Origin of the sequence: Falsiroseomonas sp. HW251 (assembly GCF_050563545.1) — a bacterium.
Lineage (GTDB): Bacteria > Pseudomonadota > Alphaproteobacteria > Acetobacterales > Acetobacteraceae > Falsiroseomonas.
In genome coordinates this window covers 88,003-104,685 of the sequence record NZ_JBNXUM010000007.1, presented here as the reverse complement: position 1 = coordinate 104,685, position 16,683 = coordinate 88,003, and the positions used below count along the sequence as shown (strand labels likewise).

Here is a 16,683-nt window from a genome sequence, read left to right as displayed (position 1 = left end):
CTCGCCGCGCCGCCGCCCGTGTCTTTACACCGTCTTTATGCGGGCGGCCCGGATCCCGCATGGAGCCTTTACGCGCCCCGGGCCTACTCCCTCCCCGATCCTTCGGACGGGAGCCACGCATGCTCGACATTCTCCTGCTGGCGCTGGGCGCCGGCCTGTTCGGCCTGATGGCGGCCTACGCGGCGGGTTGCGAGCGGGTGTGACCGCGGTGGCCGAACTCGTTCTCGGCGGCGTCGTGACCGCCGGCCTCCTGCTCTACCTACTGTGGGCGCTGCTGCGCCCCGAGGGTCTCTGATCCCATGACGCTGAACGGCTGGGCGCAGATCGCGCTCGTGCTCGCGGCCATCCTGGCGGCCGCCATCCCGCTCTCGCTCTATATTGCCGCTGTGGCGGCCGGGCGCGTCAGCTTCCTCGCGCCGCTCGAGCGCGCGATCTACGCGGCCGGCGGCATCGGCCCGACGCGCGGCATGGGCTGGAAGGCCTATACGCTCGCGATGCTGGCGGCCAACGCGGCCGGCTTCCTCGTCCTGTATGCGATCCTCCGGCTGCAGGGCGTGCTGCCGCTCAATCCGCAGGGCGTCGAGGGCGTTTCGCCCTGGCTCGCCTTCAACACCGCGATCAGCTTCGTCACCAACACGAACTGGCAGGCCTATAGCGGCGAGGCCGCGATGTCGTACCTCAGCCAGATGGCGGGGTTGGCGGTGCAGAACTTCCTCTCCGCCGCGACCGGCATGGCGCTGGCGCTCGCCCTCTGCCGGGCCTTCGCCGGCGGCGGGCTGAAGGAGCTCGGGAATTTCTGGGCCGATCTCGTGCGGCTGACCCTCTATGTCCTGTTGCCGCTGGCGCTGGCCGTGGGGCTTGCCTTCGTCGCGATGGGCATGCCGCAGACGCTGGCGCCCCATGTCGAGGCGACGACGCTGGACGGCGCGACGCAGACCATCCCGCTCGGTCCCGTTGCCTTCCAGGTCGCCATCAAGCATCTCGGCACCAATGGCGGCGGGTTCTTCGGCGTGAACTCGGCGCATCCCTTCGAGGGTCCGTCGGCGCTGGCGACCGCGCTGCAGATCTGGTCGCACCAGGTGATCCCCTTCGCGCTCGCGCTCACCTTCGGGCACGTCGTGCGCGACCGCCGCCAGGGCTGGGCGCTGCTGGCGGTGATGCTGGGCTTCGTGGTCGCCGGCACCGCGATCGTCTACGCCGCCGAGGCCGGCGGCAACCCGCTGCATCTTGCCGCCGGCGTCGATCCCGCGCTCGGCAACATGGAGGGCAAGGAGGTTCGCTTCGGCCAGGCGCTCGTCGCTCTGTTCACCGCGACGACCACCGGCGCGTCGAACGGCGCGGTGAATGCGATGTTCGACAGCTTCACGCCGATCGGCGGCCTCGTGCCGCTGTTCCTGATCCAGCTCGGCGAGGTGCTGCCGGGCGGCGTCGGATCCGGCCTCTACGGCATGATCGTCTTCGTGCTGCTCGCGGTCTTCGTGGCGGGGCTGATGGTCGGGCGCACGCCGGAATACCTCGGCAAGAAGGTGCAGGCGCGCGAGATCAAGCTCGCGATGCTCGCCGTGCTGGTGCTGCCGGCCGCGGTCCTCGGCTTCACCGCGATCTCCGTCGTGCTGCCGGTGGCGGCGGCGTCGATCCAGGAACAGGGGCCGCACGGACTGACCGAGATGCTCTACGCCTATTCCTCGGCGGCCGGGAACAACGGCTCGGCCTTCGGCGGGCTGACCGCGGACACGCCCTGGATGAACGTCACGCTCGGCATCGCCATGGTGCTCGGCCGCTTCGCCTACATCGTGCCGATGATGGCGATCGCCGGCAGCATCGCGGCGAAGCCGAAGCTCGCGGCCTCGGCGGGCACCTTCCCGACGCATGGGCCGCTCTTCGCCGGGCTGCTCGCCGGCGTGATCCTGATCCTCGGCGGGCTGCAGTTCATGCCCGCCCTCGCCCTCGGCCCGGTCGCCGAGCACTTCGTGCTAGCCGCCGGCAAGACCTTCTGAGGTCCCGCATCATGGACATGACAGTACCCGTTCCGGCCGGGCAGGCCCGCCGCGCGGCGCGCGGCGGCGCCCTGCTGTCCGGCCCCATCCTCCGCCGAGCCGCGGTGGACGCGGTCGCGAAGCTCGACCCCCGCCGCCTGCTGCGCAATCCCGTGATCTTCGTCACGGAGGTCGTCGCGATCCTGGTCGCGGTCCTGGCCGTGCGCGCCCTGGCGCTCGGGCAGCCCTGGACGTTCCAGGCCGGGATCGCGCTCTGGCTCTGGCTGACGGTGCTGTTCGCCACCTTCGCCGAGGCGGTGGCGGAGGGACGCGGCCGCGCCCAGGCCGACAGCCTGCGCCGGGCACGCACGGAGACGCAGGCGAAGCTGCTGCTGCGCGGCGACGACCGCAGCTTGTGGCAGCCCCGCGCGGCGACGGAGCTGCACGCCGGCGACCTGGTGCTGGTCGAGGCCGGTGACCTCATCCCCTCCGACGGCGAGGTAACGGATGGCATCGCCAGTGTGAACGAGGCGGCGGTCACGGGCGAATCCGCGCCCGTGATCCGCGAGAGCGGCGGCGACCGCAGCGCCGTCACCGGCGGCACGCTCGTCGTCTCCGACTGGATCGTGGTGCGGATCACCGCCGCCCCGGGCTCGACCTTTCTCGACCGCATGATCCGCCTGGTCGAGGGCGCGAACCGGCAGAAGACACCGAACGAGATCGCGCTCGACATCCTGCTGGCCGGCATGACGATCATCTTCCTGATCGCGGTCGCGTCGCTGGTCGGCCTGGCGAGCTGGAATGGCCAGCCTCCTTCGGTCGCCGTGCTGGCGGCGCTGCTGGTCACGCTGATCCCGACGACGATCGGCGGCCTGCTGTCGGCCATCGGCATCGCCGGCATGGACCGGCTGGTGCGCTTCAACGTGCTGGCAACCAGCGGCCGCGCGGTGGAGGCCGCCGGCGACGTGGACGTGCTGCTTCTCGACAAGACAGGCACGATCACGCTGGGCAACCGCCAGGCGGCGGGCTTCGTCCCCGTGCCCGGCGTGACGGAGCGCGAGGTCGCGGAGGCCGCCGTGCTGTCGAGCCTGGCCGACGAGACGCCGGAGGGCCGGTCCATCCTCGGCTTCGCGCGCGATCGCTTCGGCATCGCGGCGAAGGCGCTGCCCGTCGGCGCGCGCGCGGTTCCTTTCTCTGCGCAGACCCGCATCTCCGGGCTCGACCTGCCGCAGGGGAGCTACCGCAAGGGTGCGGTGGACGCCCTGCTGCGATCGGTGGGTGGCGACTCGCCGGCCGAGCTTCGCGCGGCGGTGGACCGCATCGCCCGCGCCGGCGGTACCCCGCTCGCCGTGGCGAAGGACGGGCGCCTGCTCGGCGCGATCGAGCTGAAGGACATCGTCAAGACCGGCATGCGCGCCCGGTTCGACGCGCTGCGCCGCATGGGCATCCGCACCGTGATGGTCACCGGCGACAACCGCCTGACCGCCGCCGCCATCGCCGCGGAGGCTGGCGTGGACGACTTCATCGCGGAGGCCACGCCCGAGGACAAGCTCGCCTACATTCGCAAGGCCCAGGCCGAGGGGCGGCTGGTCGCCATGGCCGGCGACGGCACCAACGATGCGCCGGCCCTGGCCCAGGCCGATGTCGGGCTGGCGATGCAGACGGGCACGCAGGCGGCGCGCGAGGCCGGCAACATGGTGGACCTCGACAGCGACCCCACCAAGCTCATCGAGGTCGTGGAGATCGGCAAGCAGCTGCTGATCACCCGCGGCGCGCTGACCACCTTCTCCATCGCCAACGACGTTGCGAAGTACTTCGCCATCCTGCCGGCAATCTTCGTGGCGTCCTACCCGGAACTCGGGGCGCTGAACGTGATGGCGCTGGCCTCGCCGGAAAGCGCGATTCTGTCGGCGGTGATCTTCAACGCCCTGATCATCGTGGCGCTCGTGCCGCTGGCGCTGCGCGGCGTGCGCTACGTGCCGGTGGGCGCGTCGGCGCTGCTGCGCCGGAACCTGCTGATCTACGGGCTGGGCGGCATCGCCGCGCCATTCCTCGGCATCAAGATCATCGACGTGATCATCACCTTCCTGGGGCTCGCCTGACCCATGACCGCCATCGTCCGCCCGGCCATCGCCGTCGTCGCCCTGTTCACGCTGCTGCTCGGCCTTGCCGTGCCGCTGGCCTTCACGGGCCTGGCCACCCTCGTCCTCCCGACCGAGGCCGGCGGCAGCCTGGTCGAGCGGGACGGCAGGGTGATCGGCTCTTCCCTGATCGGCCAGAACGTCACCTCGGCGCGCTACTTCCACCCGCGTCCGTCCGCGACGACCGAGGCCGATCCGGACAACGACGGCGGAACCAGGGCCGCTCCGTACAACGCGGCGTCCTCCGCAGCCTCCCAGCTCGGCCCGACCTCCGCGGCGTTGCTGGAGGCGGTCAGGGCGCGCGTCGTGGCCTCCGGCAGCGCGACGCTGCCCGCCGATGCCGCGACCGCCTCGGCCTCTGGCCTCGACCCGCACATCAGCCCGGAGAATGCGGCGCGGCAGGTGGCCCGGGTCGCGCGCCAGCGGGGCCTGCCGGAGGCGCGCGTCGCGGCGCTGGTCGCGCAGCACACGGAGGATCGCGAGTTCAACCTGCTCGGCGAGACGCGCGTCAGCGTCCTGCGCCTCAATCTCGCGCTCGACGCGTTGCGATGATCGCGTGCGGCAGGACAGGTCGGCGACGCGCCGGCTAGATCGGCGGCCTCCGGCGCTCCCCGGCGGTCGCGCATTCGAAGGCGTGGCCCGCGCGCAGCGCCAGCGCGTCCTCGAAGGGGCGCGCGACGATCTGCGCGCCGACGGGCAGCCCGCCCTCGCCGTAGCCCGTACAGACCGATACGACGGGCTGGCCCGTCAAGTTGAACGGCACGGTCAGGTTCGGCCCCTGCAGCGTCGCCCAGGTACCGAGGCTCTCGATCGGCGGCGCCTCCGCCGGCTGGCCCGCGGTGATCAGCAGGTCGCAGTCGCGCATCGCCGCCGCCACGGCGTCGCAGAGTTCGCGCCGGCGGCGCTGCGCCTGGACGTAGTCGGCGCCGGTGATGAGCGCGGCGATGGAAAGGCGTTCGCGCAGGATGCGGCCGTAATCCCGGAAGCGGGTCTGCAGCCAGGGCTGGTGGATCGCCAGGGCCTCGGCCATCAGCGCCACCCAGCCCGCGGCGTGGAATTCGCGCAGCGGCGGCAGCGTCACCTCGCGGATCTCGGCGCCTTCGCCTCGCAGCACCGCCAACAGTCGCTCGATGCCGGCGCGCACCGCGGGGCTCGCCGGCAGCTCGTCCTCGTGGAAGTGCCGGACGACGCCGATCCGTAGGCCGCGCACGCCGTGGCGAAGGCCCGACAGCAGGTCGGGCGTGGGGCGGTCGGCGGAGGACGGATCCTCCGCGTCGTGGCCCGCCATGGCCTGCAGAAGGATCGCGCAATCCTCCACTGTCCAGGCCATCGGCCCGACCGTGTCCATGCTGTGCGACAGCGGCAACACGCCGCGGCGGCTGCACAGGCCGTAGGTCGGCTTCACCCCGGCGATGCCGCACCAGGCCGCGGGCAGCCGGATGGAGCCGCCGGTGTCCGATCCCGTGCCGCCTAGGATGATTCCCGCGGCCACGGCAGCGCCCGTGCCGGAGGAAGAGCCGGCGGTGGACCGCGTCGTGTCCCAGGGATTGCGCGGCGGCGGCCAGGGCAGGTCGAAGGACGGGCCGCCGCTCGCGAATTCATGCGTCGCGAGCTTGCCGATCATCACCGCCCCCGCCGTCGCCCAGGATGCGACCGCCGCGGCGTCGCGCGCCGGGACGTGGTCGATCAGGATGCGCGAATTCGCCGTGGTCGGGATGCCCGCGGTCTCGTAGATGTCCTTGTGCGCGACGGGGATGCCGTCCAGCGCGCCGCGCAGCGTGCCGGTCATCTGGCGCGCCTCGGCCTCCTGCGCCTGGCGCAGCGCGACGTCGCCGGTGATGCGGAGGAAGGCGTGCAGGCGCGGGTTCAGCGCCTCGGCGCGCGCCAGCGCGGCGCGGGTCAACTCGACCGGCGAAAGCGCCTTCGCGGCGATCAGCCGCGCTGCCTCGGACAGGCTGCCGGGGATCGCGGTCATTTGCCGTCCCGGCGCGGCGCGAAGACGGGGGCGGGCTCGACCGCGACGCTGCCCGGCGTGTGCAGGCGCTCGATCAGCGCCATGAAGAGGCTGGACGCGCCGAGCACGCTCGCGCGGCCTTCCGGATCGAGCGTGATGCCGGCGCGCGCCATCAGCGCGTCGAAGACGGGTTCGGGAATTGGATCGGCCATGGTCGGTGTCCGTTCAGTCGAGCCGCGCGAGCCAACCTGCCGTACCCGGGGCGGAGGCGGGGTGCGCCTCCGTCACCCAGGGATCGTGGCCGGGGATGACCAGCGCGGGGTCGTCGGCCAGCGCCAGGACGGTGTCGAAGGCGTCCAGCGCATCGCCGACATGGAAGACGGCGGGGAAGGGGATGCGGCGATCGAGGTTGACGCGGTGCGCGACGGCGTCGGTCGCCAGGCACATCCAGCCGCGTCGCGTGCGCACCCGCACGACCTGCAGCCCGTCGGTGTGGCCGCCGACATGATGCAGCGTCAGGCCCTCGGCCAGCCGCACCTCGCCCTTGTGCAGCACCAGGCGGCCGGCGTGGAGCAGCGCCGTCGCGGCGGCGATGTCCTCGGTTTCGTAGCCCGCGCGCAGCACGGCATGGCGCATGGCCGGGCCGGTGACATGCGCCATCTCGCGCGCCTGCAGGTGGAAGGTCGCGGCGGGGAACAGGCCGGGCTGGCCGGCATGGTCCCAATGGAGATGCGTCTGCAGCACGATGCGGACGTCGCGCGGTGCGGTGCCGAGCACGGCCAGCGCCTCCTCGAGCGCGCGGAAACCCGCCTTGCCGTAGCGCGCGCAGCGCGCCGCGTCGGCTGCGGTGTCCATAACGACGATGCCGTCCGGCCCGCGCAGGATGAAGGCGTGGTAGGCGATCGGCATCGGCGCGTCGCCGCCAGACCCGCCCAGGAACCATTGGAAGGCGCGCCGCCCGTCATCCTGGGCATAGCGCAGCGCATGCACCTCCCACGTCACGCGCGCTGCCCCATCAGCGACAGGCCGCCGTCCACGGCGAGCGTCGTGCCCGTGACATAGTCCGCAAAGCCGCTGCACAGGAACAGGATTGCGCCGGCGACATCCTCCGGCAGGCCGGTGCGGCCGGCCGGGATCAGCGCGAGCTTCCGATCCCGCCAGCCCGGTTCCTCCCGCGCGGCGCGGTTGAGGTCGGTCTCGATCGTGCCGGGGGCGACGGCGTTCACCGTGATGCCGGCCGGCGCGAGTTCGAGCGCGAGCTGCCGTGCCAGCCCGCCGAGCCCCGCCTTCGACGAGCCGTAAGCGACGAGGCCGGGATTGGGCATCCACTGGTTGACCGAGGAGGTGAAGACGATCCGCCCGCCCGCGCCCATCAGCGCCGCGGCTTCCCGGGCCACAGCGAAGCCGGCGCCGAGGTTGATGGCGTGGATGCGCGCGAACTCGGCATCCGTGGTCTGGGCGAGAGGCTTGCGCAGCAGCGCGCCGGCATTGCTGACGAGGATGTCGAGCCCGCCCAGCGCGGATGCCGCGCGGCCTGGCAGTGCGGCGGCGGCTGCGACGTCGGACAGGTCCGCCTGCAGCGCGATGCCGCCGGTCTCCGCCGCCAGCGCGGCGGCGGCCGCGCCCTCATCGAGGTGATGCACCGCGACGCGCGCGCCGGCCCGCGCGAGCAGCATCGCCGTGGCGCGCCCGATCCCGTCCGTTCCCGCGCCAGTGACGAGCGCGCGTCGGCCGGACAGGTCGATGGCGACCCCCATCACTGGGCTGCCGGCAGCACCTCGATCGCCAGCGTCTCCTCGTCAGCGCGCGGGGTGAAGCGCACGCGGTCGGCGCGGCCCGCCCAGATCGCCTCGAAGGTCAGGATCGGGATCACCAGGTTCTGCGCGATGGTGCGCTCCATCGCCTCCTCCAGCACGCGGCGGCGCTGGCCGTCGTCCAGGATCTGGCGGCCGCGCTGGATCAGCGTGTCGATCTCCGCGTTGGAGATGCCGGAGTAGTTGATCGCGCCGAGGCCGAGATCGCGGTTCGGCGTGTGGATCTGGCTGGTCAGGAAGTAGCTGCTCTCGCCGGTCAGGCTGCCCCAGCCCGCGGCGTGCAGCGGCCATTCGCGGCGGGCGCGCTGCGGGAAGAAGGTGGCGCGCGGCTGGGCGGAGAGGTCCACGCGGATGCCGACGCGCTGTAGCTGCTGGGCCACCGCCTCGCAGATCTTGCTGTCGTTGACGAAGCGGTCGTTGGGACAGGCGAGGCCGGTTTGGAAGCCGTTGGCGTAGCCGGCCTCGCGCAGCAGGGCGCGGGCGCGGTCGGCGTCGAAGCGCGTGGGCGGGATGCGGTCGGAATGGCCGAAGAAGCCGGCGGGGATTGCCTGGTTCGCGACGCGTGCGCGGCCTTCCATCAGCCGCTCCACGATGGCCTCGCGGTTGATGGCGAGCGACATCGCCTCTCGCACGCGGGGGTCGAGCCAGGGGTTGCGCGGCAGCGCGTTGCCCTGCGCGTCGCGGGTGCCGGGCAGCGGATCCTTACCGACCTCCGGGAACAGCATGTAGACATAGGCCGAGGCGCCGCCATAGACGCGCGTGCGGCCAGATTGCAGCCGCGCGACATCCTGCAGCGGCACGCCGTTGATGAAGTCGACGTCGCCCGACAGCAGCGCGGCGACGCGCGCGCCGTCATTGGTGATCGGGCCGAAGGTCACGCGCTGCCAATGCGCCGGTCCCGCGAAGTACTCGGCGTTGCGCTCCAGCGCGAAGGGCTGGCCGGGCTGCCAGGATGACAGGCGATAGGGGCCCGTGCCGACCGCGGCCTGGCCGCTGTTGAACTCCTGCGTCGTCCGGACGCCCTTGGTGCCGGAGATGATGAAGATGTTGCTGATGTTGGTCGGCAGCAGCGGCACCGGCCCGTCGGTAAGGAATCGCACCGTCAACGGGTCCACCACCTGCACCTCTCGGATGCCCTGGATGTAGGTGGCGTAGGAATTCGGGTTGCCGGCGACCCGGGTGACACGATCGATGGTGAACTTCACGTCCTCCGCCGTCAGCGGGCTGCCGTCGTGGAAGCGGATGCCCGGGCGCAGCTTGAACTCCCAGGTCGTCTCGTCCACCGCGCGCCAGGATTCGGCCAGCGAGGGCCGCACCTGCAGGTTCGGATCGCGCGAGAGAAGCGTGTCGTAGATGTTGCGCAACGCCGAGGTGTTGGAGCCCAGCAGGTTGAACTGCGGGTCCAGCGTGCCGGGCTCGGTCTGCATGCCGATGGTGAGGTTCTGCGCGGCGGCCGGCATGGCAAGCGCGCTGGCGAGCAGGGCAACGGCTAGGCGCATCTCGGTCTCTCCTCGGGGCGTCGCGGCATTCACGCGCGGGGCGCGCGCGGTGTCAACGCGCCCGCGCCAGGTTGGCGCCGGCCTATTCCGGTAGTCCGAACAGTGCCGCGGGATTGGCGGCGCTCATCCGGCGCAGCTCGGCGTCGGTGAAACCCTCGCTCTGCAGCAGCAGCAGGTATTCCCGGAAGGCCTCGACGGGCGGCGGCAGCAGGAAGACGCCGGCATCGGTCGATACGATTGCCCGGTCGCCGGCCGCACGGAGCTTCGGCGTGAAGTCCTGGATCGTCGCGCTCACCGTGATCCTGTGCTTCTCCTCGTCCACATGCGTCAGCCCGACCTGCGTCGCATGCGTCAGGATGAAAAAGGACAACTCGACATAGCCGCCGAGCGCGACGACGGCCTGGATCTCCTCCGCGGTGAAGCGGCTGCCATGGCTGCGCAGCCTGGTCACGCCGCGGCGCTTCGCCTCCTCGGCCAGCGCCACCGCCTCCCGTCCGGAGACATGGCCGCAGTCGAAGACGACGTCCTTCTCCGCGCAGAGCTCCATGATGGCCGGCACGGGGTCGGGCACCTTGCCGCTGGGCGGCACCCAGAAGGTCGTCTCGAGGAAGGCGGGGCTGCGGCCCTCCGCGGTCGCGACGTGACGCGTGTGGTGCGTGGGCAGGCTGACGAAGCGCGCGCCGGTGCCCGGCCCGTAGCCGTAGCCGATGGCGGCCTTCGCGGCTTCCAGCGTCACGCCGCCGGCGGTCGGCTGCATGATCAGGCCGCCGAATGCATGCACGCCGAGATGGCCGAGTTCGTCGTTGCAGAGCGCGGCGAGGCCCGAGCTGTTCTGGAAGTTGCACATGATGCCGATGGCGCGCATGCCCGCCGCGGCGGCCTGGCGCACCGCTTCGAAGGCGTTGACAGAGCGTCCGTTCAGATGCGGCGCGCAATGCACGTGGCAGTCGATGGCTCCCTTGAGCAGATGCATCCCGGGCGGCGAATACGGCATCGCAGGTCTCCTGTCGCGGCGCGCGGCGTCTCCGCCGCCGCCGAAGTAGAGCACGGGACTGCCGGCCGGACAGCAGGGTGAGCGGCTGCCGCCGACCCGCGCAGCGCGCGCCGCCGCGGGGGAGCCCGCTCTCGACGCCTTCGCGCGCGCCCGCACGCCGCTCTGCCGCCGGGCGACGCCGGAGGACGTGGCGGACGCAGCGCTGCTCCTGCTTTCGCCCGGCAGCGACTTCGGCACTGGCCCCGTGATGGTCGATGGCGGGCTATCCGTCGGGATGTGATGGCGGCCGCGGCGGCGGCCGGCTTTGTCAGCGCAGCGTGTAGAGGAAGGCGACGATGTCGCGGGAATCCGCGCCGGTCGTCCCGGTGGGCGGCATGGCGGTGCGCGGATCGAGCGCGCGCGGATCCTCGATCCAGCGTCGCAGGTTGTCTGGCGTGTTCGCGGCCGTCCCGGCCAGCCAGACGCTCCGTCGCCGACACGTCAAGCAGACTGGTGGGGCTGGCCGGTGCGATGCGGCGGCCGATGAACCCGATGCGGATCAACCCCTCGGCACGCGCCGGTGCCGCGCCCAGCGAGGCCAAGCCAAGCGTCAACCGTGGAATCCTAGGCTGGCGGCGGGCAGGGCCGCCATCACGAACCGCGACGCCTGGGTTCACCTCGCCCGTGACCGCAAGCGCTTCAGCCTTCGTGGCCGACGCGCCGCGCGGGGTGGTCAGTCCGCGAAGCGGCCGACCGGTGCGCCGGCAATGCCGACATCCAGCACGACCAGGGCGCCGTCGGCCGGATGCGCCTCACCAGCCGGCGTCAGGCTGGTGACAAACAGCGTGCTCAGCCCGGGCCCGCCGAAGCAGGGCATGGTGGGCGCGCGCACGGGCATGGGGATGCTGCGATCCAGCCTGCCGTCGGGCAGGAAGCGGTTGAGCCTGCCGGCCGACACGCCCGCGCTCCAATAGCCGCCCTCCGCATCCACCGCGGCGCCGTCGGGGCGGCCCTGCTCCTCGGTGGGTCGGGCGAAGACGCGGCGGTTGGCGATCGCGCCGGTTGCCGCGTCGTAGTCCCAGGCCCAGATGATCGAGGCGCGGCTATCGGAGTGATACAGCGTGCGCCCGTCCGGGCTCCAGGCCAGGCCGTTCGACACGATGTAGCCCTCCGCCAGCCGCGTGCAGGCGCCGCCGGGATCGAGCCGGTGCAGCGCTGCGACGGGAAGCTTTTCCGGCCGGTCGTCCATCGAGCCCACGAGGAAGCGTCCGTCCGGCGACACCTTGCCGTCGTTCAGGCGGTTATGGGCGGGTTCGCCGGGGGGCCGCGCGACCAGCACCGGCGGCGCATCGGCGCGTGTCGGAACGAAGCGATGGATGCCCGATCTCAGCGCCAGCAGGATGGCGCCGGAGCGGCAGAGGCCGATGGAGCCGATCGCATCCGGCATCGGCCAGGTTTCTGTTGTGCCGGTCGCGGGATCGGTGCGGTGCAGCGCCGGAGCGCGGATATCCACCCACCACAAACGATGCGATTCCGCATCCCAGACCGGGCTTTCGCCGACGCCGGCGCGCGGCGCCGCTTCCAGGATCCGCACGCGGGGGCCCTCCCTGCCAGGGGAGAAGACTGCGGCAGCGTCGTCGCCTTGCCAAGTCAGTGGCGGCGCGCGGGACCGCGCGCCGCCGCCGTATCACAGGACGTCGGTGAAGCCGAAGCTCTGCGCGCTCTGAGTGTAGAGCACGGCGTCGCCGCCGATCCGGGTGCCGTCGTAGCTGATCGCCTCCACCCAGAGGTTGCGATCCTCGCTCAGCGTATTGCCCCAGAGGTCGTTGACGAAGGCGACCGAGACGCTGTGCTCGCCATTAGACCAGTCGCCGCTGATCTCCACCACGTCCACATCGCCACTGCCGTGCAGCGCGGAGGCCGTGCGCACGCCGCCCTGCTGCACGCCGTCCACGCTGACGGTGTACTGCGCGTCGCCGCGCCAGGCATCCTGCGAGATCTCCAGGACCAGAGTGTTGGCGCTGCCGTCGCCCGCCGGGGCCGGCGGGGTGGAGGAGCCCGTCGGCGGGGATGCCGGCGCGACCGGCGTGCCGGCGGAGGCGTTGTAGCTCGACCCCGACGTGTCGTAGCCCAGCGCCTGCCATTGCGACGCGCTGATCGACCCGCCGTAGTAGAAGCTCGCGCTGCCCGACAGGTTGTAGTCGTTGCCCTGGAACTGGATCGAGCCGTCATTCGTCGCGCCGCCGCCGATTCCGGTGGGCCCCTCGTCGGCGATGATGGTGTTGTCGTGCACGTTGACGTTGCGGGTCACCCAGGTGCCCTGCGTGCCGCTGCCGCGGCCCTCCTCGTACACGAAGACGCCGCCGCCATTGCCCGCGACGGTGTTGCCGGTAACCTCGGCGTCCTGCGCGTTGAAGATGTAGATGCCGGCGCCGCCCCAGCCGCTGAAGTTGCTGGTGTTGTTGTCGACCACCGTATTGCCGCGCAGGACGGAGCCGTAGTCGAGCTCGACCGCGATGCCCATCGCGCCATTGTGCTGGACCAGGTTGCCCTGGATCAGCGTGTTGTCGCAGTTGATGTCCGTCCAGATCCCGATGCCGTTCGCGGTGTCGTGGACATAGTTGTCCAGGATCTGGGTGCCCGTGGTCTGCGTGATCTTGATCGCCGCGGCATCCCCGGTGTTGCTGAAGGGTGAGTTGCCGGACGCGTTGTTGTTCCAGAACTCGTTGTTCTGGATGGTGGAGTTGGCAGTGCTCCAGGAACTGATGCCGTTCGACAGGTTGTCGTGGAAGGTGTTGTCCTGCACCAGCATCCCGTTGCCCAGGCGCAGCGCGGCGCCGTTGGAGATGTGGTCGAACTCGTTGCCTAGCACCTTCCAGCCCGTGGTGCTGGAATCGTTGCCGAGGATACCCGAGCCGTTGGGCGACGGCGCATAATCCGTGAAGCGGATGTTGGCGATGGTGACGTTCTGGTTGTTCCAGCCGTTGATGGCGTGGTCCGCGCCGTTGCCGTCGAGCACCGCGCCTTCCTGGCCGATGAAGGTGTCCCCGCTGCGCACCGAGAAGGTCTGCCCGTAATGGGTGCCGGCGCCGAGGACATAGGTCGTGCCGGCACCGTGCTGGTTGACGACAGACTGGATGTTGGTGCCGGCGCTGATGAAGACGGCGTTGGACGGCACGTTGTAGCTGTTGTTCAGAAGGCCTGCGGCCATGGCGATGCTTCTCCTGCATGGGCCGCCGGGACCGCGCGGCGCGATGGGGGGAAGCAGGCCGGTGCGTCGAGCGAAACGCAGCATCCCTTCCGGCATCGGGCGGGCCGATGCCGGTCGAGGTGCACGCGACGATCGCATGCCGAATCCCTCGCGATGGCGCGGACGCCATCACGCGGGTGGTTCCCATTCCCCTCCATCGCGCCGTGCGGACGGCGGCGGCGCGAGGAGGTCTAGAACGGATGGGCCGATATTCGCTGGTGCATAAGCAATCCGGCCGATCTCAACCCAGGCGTGAGCTCAGCCGGGCAGCCGTCCTTCCGGCGTATAGCGGTCCACTGCATCCGGCAGCGTGCGCGTCAGCCGCGACAGGACCTCCTCGCGGCTGAGTCCGGTATGCTGCGCGAGCTCGTCCAGCGTCTCCGGGCCGATCGCGGATTCCAGATGCGTCGGTTCGACGGGGCGGTTGGGGCCCGACCTCACCCAGGACTCCGCGGTCTCGCCATGCCCGGCGCCGCGGAAGCGATCGAGGAGGTCGCGCAGCCCATCGTTCAGCATCGCGCCCACGCTGCCGTCATTGCCCCGCGGCATCTGGGCGCCGGTCTGGCCGCCGGCGCGGCCCCCTTCACCAGGGACCCCCTGCCCGCCGGTGGCGCGGCCGAGCATCTCCGCCAGCTTGTCCCTGTTCTGGTATCCCGCCATGGCGAGGACCCCGAGTAGTGCCATCAGCGATGGCGTGCCGCGAGCCATGCGAACCTCCCTTGTGCCAGGCCGAGATCCGCCTTGGTGGACCGCGGCCCGGCCGCTGCTTGAGCGACTGAACCACCGCTTCGACACTTCGACGTCGGACACCAGGCGCTCGGCCAGGGAGAGGAAAGCCGGGCGCGGCGATCGGTTCCGCGCCGTGTCAGTCGCGCGGCGGGGCGGTGCTGCCGCGGACGACCACCTCGGGTTCCAGCAGCACTTCCTCCCGCCCGCTCGGCTCTGCCAGGGCACCGAGCAGCAACTCCGCCGCCCGGCGCCCCATCTCGGCATGCTGGATGCGCACGGTGGTCAGCGGCGGCGCGATGCGGTCGACGAAGGGCATATCATTGAAGCCGGTGACGGAGACGTCGTCCGGTATGCGCTGCCCAGCTGCCGCCAGCGCATCATAGGCGCCGAGGCAAAGCATGTCGTTCGCGACCGCGACGGCCGTGAAGCCGCCTTGCGCCAGCAGCGCCTCCATCGCGCGGCGCCCGGCTTCGATCGTATAGGCCTCGGCCGCCACGGTTGGTGCGGCGTCCGCGTCGAGGCCCGCCCCGCGCAGCGCCGCGCGGAACCCCGCCCGTCGGTCCGTCGCGGTCGAGACGCCGGCCGGACCGCCAAGATGCGCGATGCGCCGGTGTCCGAGGCCGAGCAGGTGCTTCACCGCCAGCGCCATGCCGCGGCGGTCGTCGTTCACGACCGCGGACAGCTCGGACCCCGGCAGGCGCCGGTTGATCAGCAGCGTCGGGATGCCGGCGCGGGCGCAGGCCTCGATCGCGCGGCTGCCCTTCGCGGCGGAGGCCAGCATCATCCCGTCCACGAGATGCGCGGCCATGCGTTCCACCAGCAGCAACTCGCGGGCGGGATCGTTGTCGGTGTTGGCCAGCAGCGTGGCGTAGCCCGCTTCGGCCAGGCGCGTCTCGGCCGCGCGCACGATGGGCGGGAAGACGGGATTGACCAGGTCAGGCACCAGGATGCCGATGGTGCGCGACCGCCGCGTTCGCAGCCCCGCGGCGAGGGTGGAGGGGCGCCAGCCCAGCTTCTCCGCCGCCGCGGTCACGCGCGCGGCGACCGCCTCCGTCACCATGCCGCGCGTCGCCGGGTTCAGCGCGCGCGAGACGGTGGAGGCGTGGACGCCCGCGGCCGCGGCGACATCGGCGATGGTCGCGCGGGCGGGGGCAGGGGACAGGCGGCGGGACATCCGGACCGGTATAGCCGCTGGCGGCGCGCCGTCCCAACGATCACGTCCGCAGGGCCCGCGTGCAATCGTTTGCAGAAATCGCTTGACCCCACCCCGGACGGGGGATAGTTGGACCGCCGAACGCCGGAGGATCGTCCCGCCCATGAGCATCGCCACTGCCCGTGCCGCTGCCGCCGCACCGCTGCCGGCCGAGGCGCGCGCGCTGCGTTTCGCGGCCTTCGGCGGGCCTGAAGTGCTGTCCTGCGGCCGCGTCCCGCTTGCCCCCGCCGCACCGGGTGAGGCGCTGGTGGCGGTGCGCGCGGCCTCCATCAACCCGTCGGACGTGAAGAACGTGGCCGGGCGCATGAAGCAGACGGTGCCGCCGCGCACGCCGGGCCGCGACTTCGCGGGCGTGGTGGTGGACGGGCCGGACGCCTGGCTCGGCGCCGAGGTCTGGGGCACGGGCGGCGACGTCGGTTTCGTGCGCGACGGCAGCCACGCGGAATACCTGCGCATCCCTGTGGAGGCACTGTCCCGCAAGCCGGCGAATCTGTCTTTCGCCGAGGCCGGCGCGGTCGGCGTGAATTACGTCACTGCGCTCATCGCGCTGGATTATGCCGAGGTGAAGCCGGGCGAGGTCGTGCTGGTGATCGGCGCGACGGGAGGCGTCGGGGGTGCTGCCTGCGGGGTCGCGGCCGGGCGTGGCGCGCGCGTGATCGCGGCCTGCCGCGGCGCGCCGGCGGAAGGCTCGCCGGCGCGGCATTCGACGGGCGAGTTCGTGGACCTGCAGTCGCAGGACCTCGGCGCCGCAATGGCTGCGATGACGGGCGGCAAGGGCGTGGACGTCGTGCTGGATTGCGTCGGCCGGCCGGACCTGGTGGAGGCGGCGATCGCCGCCCTCGGCTTCCGCGGGCGCCTCATCGCGATCTCCGGAACGCCAGGCGACCAGGTCAGGCTCGAGCTCATTCCCTTCTATCGCCGCGAATGCCGGCTGATCGGCCTCGACAGCCTGAAGCGCAAGGCGGCGGATTGCGCCGATCTGATGGACGCGCTGCGGCCTGGCTTCGAAGCCGGCACCTATCCCGCGCCGGCGATCGCGGAACTGATCCCGCTGTCGCGCGGCGCGGAAGGCTATACGGCGGTCGCGCGCGGCACGCGCGGGCGCGTCGTGCTCGACATGCAGGGCTGAGGAGC

The 16,683-nt window shown here is 71.7% G+C and carries 17 protein-coding genes; 6 read left to right on the top strand and 11 right to left on the bottom strand.

Annotated features, from left to right (window positions below):
- The first annotated feature begins 37 nt into the window (after positions 1-37).
- Genes ACLF3M_RS10410 through kdpC form a run of 4 tightly spaced genes read left to right on the top strand, consistent with a single transcriptional unit; the run spans position 38 to position 4,669 of the window.
- Entirely contained in the window at positions 38-295 is a 258-nt protein-coding gene (locus ACLF3M_RS10410) for a potassium-transporting ATPase subunit F (protein WP_430656850.1), read from the top strand.
- Positions 296-299: 4 nt separating this feature from the next.
- A complete protein-coding gene (gene kdpA / locus ACLF3M_RS10405) occupies positions 300-1,997 on the top strand; it encodes a potassium-transporting ATPase subunit KdpA (protein WP_430656849.1) in 1,698 nt (565 codons plus the stop codon).
- 11 nt (positions 1,998-2,008) lie between these two features.
- Positions 2,009-4,078 carry a potassium-transporting ATPase subunit KdpB gene (gene kdpB, locus ACLF3M_RS10400; protein WP_430656848.1) on the top strand — a complete coding sequence of 690 codons (2,070 nt, stop codon included), beginning with the start codon at positions 2,009-2,011 and terminating at the stop codon, positions 4,076-4,078.
- 3 nt (positions 4,079-4,081) lie between these two features.
- Entirely contained in the window at positions 4,082-4,669 is a 588-nt protein-coding gene (kdpC, locus tag ACLF3M_RS10395; protein WP_430656847.1) for a potassium-transporting ATPase subunit KdpC, read from the top strand.
- A 34-nt stretch (positions 4,670-4,703) separates the two neighbouring features.
- Here kdpC and ACLF3M_RS10390 read toward each other — a convergent pair whose 3' ends face one another.
- The 6 genes from ACLF3M_RS10390 to ACLF3M_RS10365 form a co-directional block, all read right to left on the bottom strand.
- Entirely contained in the window at positions 4,704-6,092 is a 1,389-nt protein-coding gene (locus ACLF3M_RS10390; protein WP_430656846.1) for an amidase, read from the bottom strand.
- Positions 6,089-6,283 carry a hypothetical protein gene (locus tag ACLF3M_RS10385; RefSeq protein ID WP_430656845.1) on the bottom strand — a complete coding sequence of 65 codons (195 nt, stop codon included), beginning with the start codon at positions 6,281-6,283 and terminating at the stop codon, positions 6,089-6,091. Before ACLF3M_RS10385 ends, ACLF3M_RS10390 begins: the two co-directional genes overlap by 4 nt.
- A gap of 13 nt (positions 6,284-6,296) precedes the next feature.
- Positions 6,297-7,073: an N-acyl homoserine lactonase family protein gene (locus tag ACLF3M_RS10380; RefSeq protein ID WP_430656844.1), complete on the bottom strand. Its 777-nt coding sequence runs from the start codon at positions 7,071-7,073 to the stop codon at positions 6,297-6,299.
- The gene (locus ACLF3M_RS10375; RefSeq protein WP_430656843.1) at positions 7,070-7,828 is read right to left on the bottom strand and encodes an SDR family NAD(P)-dependent oxidoreductase; all 759 of its coding nucleotides are present in this window, start codon (positions 7,826-7,828) and stop codon (positions 7,070-7,072) included. Before ACLF3M_RS10375 ends, ACLF3M_RS10380 begins: the two co-directional genes overlap by 4 nt.
- Positions 7,828-9,384 (bottom strand): ABC transporter substrate-binding protein, encoded by a 1,557-nt coding sequence (locus tag ACLF3M_RS10370; RefSeq protein WP_430656842.1) that lies wholly within the window; start codon positions 9,382-9,384, stop codon positions 7,828-7,830. Before ACLF3M_RS10370 ends, ACLF3M_RS10375 begins: the two co-directional genes overlap by 1 nt.
- A gap of 82 nt (positions 9,385-9,466) precedes the next feature.
- Positions 9,467-10,378, bottom strand: coding sequence for a DUF6282 family protein (locus tag ACLF3M_RS10365; RefSeq protein WP_430656841.1), 912 nt, complete (start codon positions 10,376-10,378; stop codon positions 9,467-9,469).
- Between the two features lie 58 nt (positions 10,379-10,436).
- On the opposite strand from ACLF3M_RS10365, the gene ACLF3M_RS10360 reads away from it, so the two are divergent.
- Entirely contained in the window at positions 10,437-10,658 is a 222-nt protein-coding gene (locus ACLF3M_RS10360; protein ID WP_430656986.1) for an SDR family oxidoreductase, read from the top strand.
- A 27-nt stretch (positions 10,659-10,685) separates the two neighbouring features.
- Here the strand turns inward: ACLF3M_RS10360 and ACLF3M_RS10355 are convergent, their stop codons facing one another.
- From ACLF3M_RS10355 to ACLF3M_RS10335, 5 genes are all read right to left on the bottom strand, one after another.
- The gene (locus ACLF3M_RS10355; protein ID WP_430656840.1) at positions 10,686-10,862 is read right to left on the bottom strand and encodes a c-type cytochrome; all 177 of its coding nucleotides are present in this window, start codon (positions 10,860-10,862) and stop codon (positions 10,686-10,688) included.
- A gap of 228 nt (positions 10,863-11,090) precedes the next feature.
- Positions 11,091-11,951 (bottom strand): SMP-30/gluconolactonase/LRE family protein, encoded by an 861-nt coding sequence (locus ACLF3M_RS10350; RefSeq protein WP_430656839.1) that lies wholly within the window; start codon positions 11,949-11,951, stop codon positions 11,091-11,093.
- A 93-nt stretch (positions 11,952-12,044) separates the two neighbouring features.
- Positions 12,045-13,568 (bottom strand): right-handed parallel beta-helix repeat-containing protein, encoded by a 1,524-nt coding sequence (locus ACLF3M_RS10345; protein ID WP_430656838.1) that lies wholly within the window; start codon positions 13,566-13,568, stop codon positions 12,045-12,047.
- Between the two features lie 297 nt (positions 13,569-13,865).
- The gene (locus tag ACLF3M_RS10340; protein ID WP_430656837.1) at positions 13,866-14,315 is read right to left on the bottom strand and encodes a YidB family protein; all 450 of its coding nucleotides are present in this window, start codon (positions 14,313-14,315) and stop codon (positions 13,866-13,868) included.
- A 157-nt stretch (positions 14,316-14,472) separates the two neighbouring features.
- Entirely contained in the window at positions 14,473-15,510 is a 1,038-nt protein-coding gene (locus ACLF3M_RS10335) for a LacI family DNA-binding transcriptional regulator (RefSeq protein ID WP_430656836.1), read from the bottom strand.
- A 142-nt stretch (positions 15,511-15,652) separates the two neighbouring features.
- On the opposite strand from ACLF3M_RS10335, the gene ACLF3M_RS10330 reads away from it, so the two are divergent.
- Positions 15,653-16,678 carry a quinone oxidoreductase family protein gene (locus ACLF3M_RS10330; protein ID WP_430656835.1) on the top strand — a complete coding sequence of 342 codons (1,026 nt, stop codon included), beginning with the start codon at positions 15,653-15,655 and terminating at the stop codon, positions 16,676-16,678.
- Positions 16,679-16,683 lie beyond the last annotated feature (5 nt).

Excerpts from the sequence above, each read along its gene's own strand:
- ACLF3M_RS10410 (WP_430656850.1), top strand. The coding sequence starts at position 38 with ATGCGGGCGGCCCGGATCCCGCATGGAGCCTTTACGCGCCCCGGGCCT.
- kdpA (WP_430656849.1), top strand. The coding sequence starts at position 300 with ATGACGCTGAACGGCTGGGCGCAGATCGCGCTCGTGCTCGCGGCCATC.
- kdpB (WP_430656848.1), top strand. The coding sequence starts at position 2,009 with ATGGACATGACAGTACCCGTTCCGGCCGGGCAGGCCCGCCGCGCGGCG.
- kdpC (WP_430656847.1), top strand. The coding sequence starts at position 4,082 with ATGACCGCCATCGTCCGCCCGGCCATCGCCGTCGTCGCCCTGTTCACG.
- ACLF3M_RS10390 (WP_430656846.1), bottom strand. The coding sequence starts at position 6,092 with ATGACCGCGATCCCCGGCAGCCTGTCCGAGGCAGCGCGGCTGATCGCC.
- ACLF3M_RS10385 (WP_430656845.1), bottom strand. The coding sequence starts at position 6,283 with ATGGCCGATCCAATTCCCGAACCCGTCTTCGACGCGCTGATGGCGCGC.
- ACLF3M_RS10375 (WP_430656843.1), bottom strand. The coding sequence starts at position 7,828 with ATGGGGGTCGCCATCGACCTGTCCGGCCGACGCGCGCTCGTCACTGGC.
- ACLF3M_RS10370 (WP_430656842.1), bottom strand. The coding sequence starts at position 9,384 with ATGCGCCTAGCCGTTGCCCTGCTCGCCAGCGCGCTTGCCATGCCGGCC.
- ACLF3M_RS10365 (WP_430656841.1), bottom strand. The coding sequence starts at position 10,378 with ATGCCGTATTCGCCGCCCGGGATGCATCTGCTCAAGGGAGCCATCGAC.
- ACLF3M_RS10345 (WP_430656838.1), bottom strand. The coding sequence starts at position 13,568 with ATGGCCGCAGGCCTTCTGAACAACAGCTACAACGTGCCGTCCAACGCC.
- ACLF3M_RS10340 (WP_430656837.1), bottom strand. The coding sequence starts at position 14,315 with ATGGCTCGCGGCACGCCATCGCTGATGGCACTACTCGGGGTCCTCGCC.
- ACLF3M_RS10335 (WP_430656836.1), bottom strand. The coding sequence starts at position 15,510 with ATGTCCCGCCGCCTGTCCCCTGCCCCCGCCCGCGCGACCATCGCCGAT.
- ACLF3M_RS10330 (WP_430656835.1), top strand. The coding sequence starts at position 15,653 with ATGAGCATCGCCACTGCCCGTGCCGCTGCCGCCGCACCGCTGCCGGCC.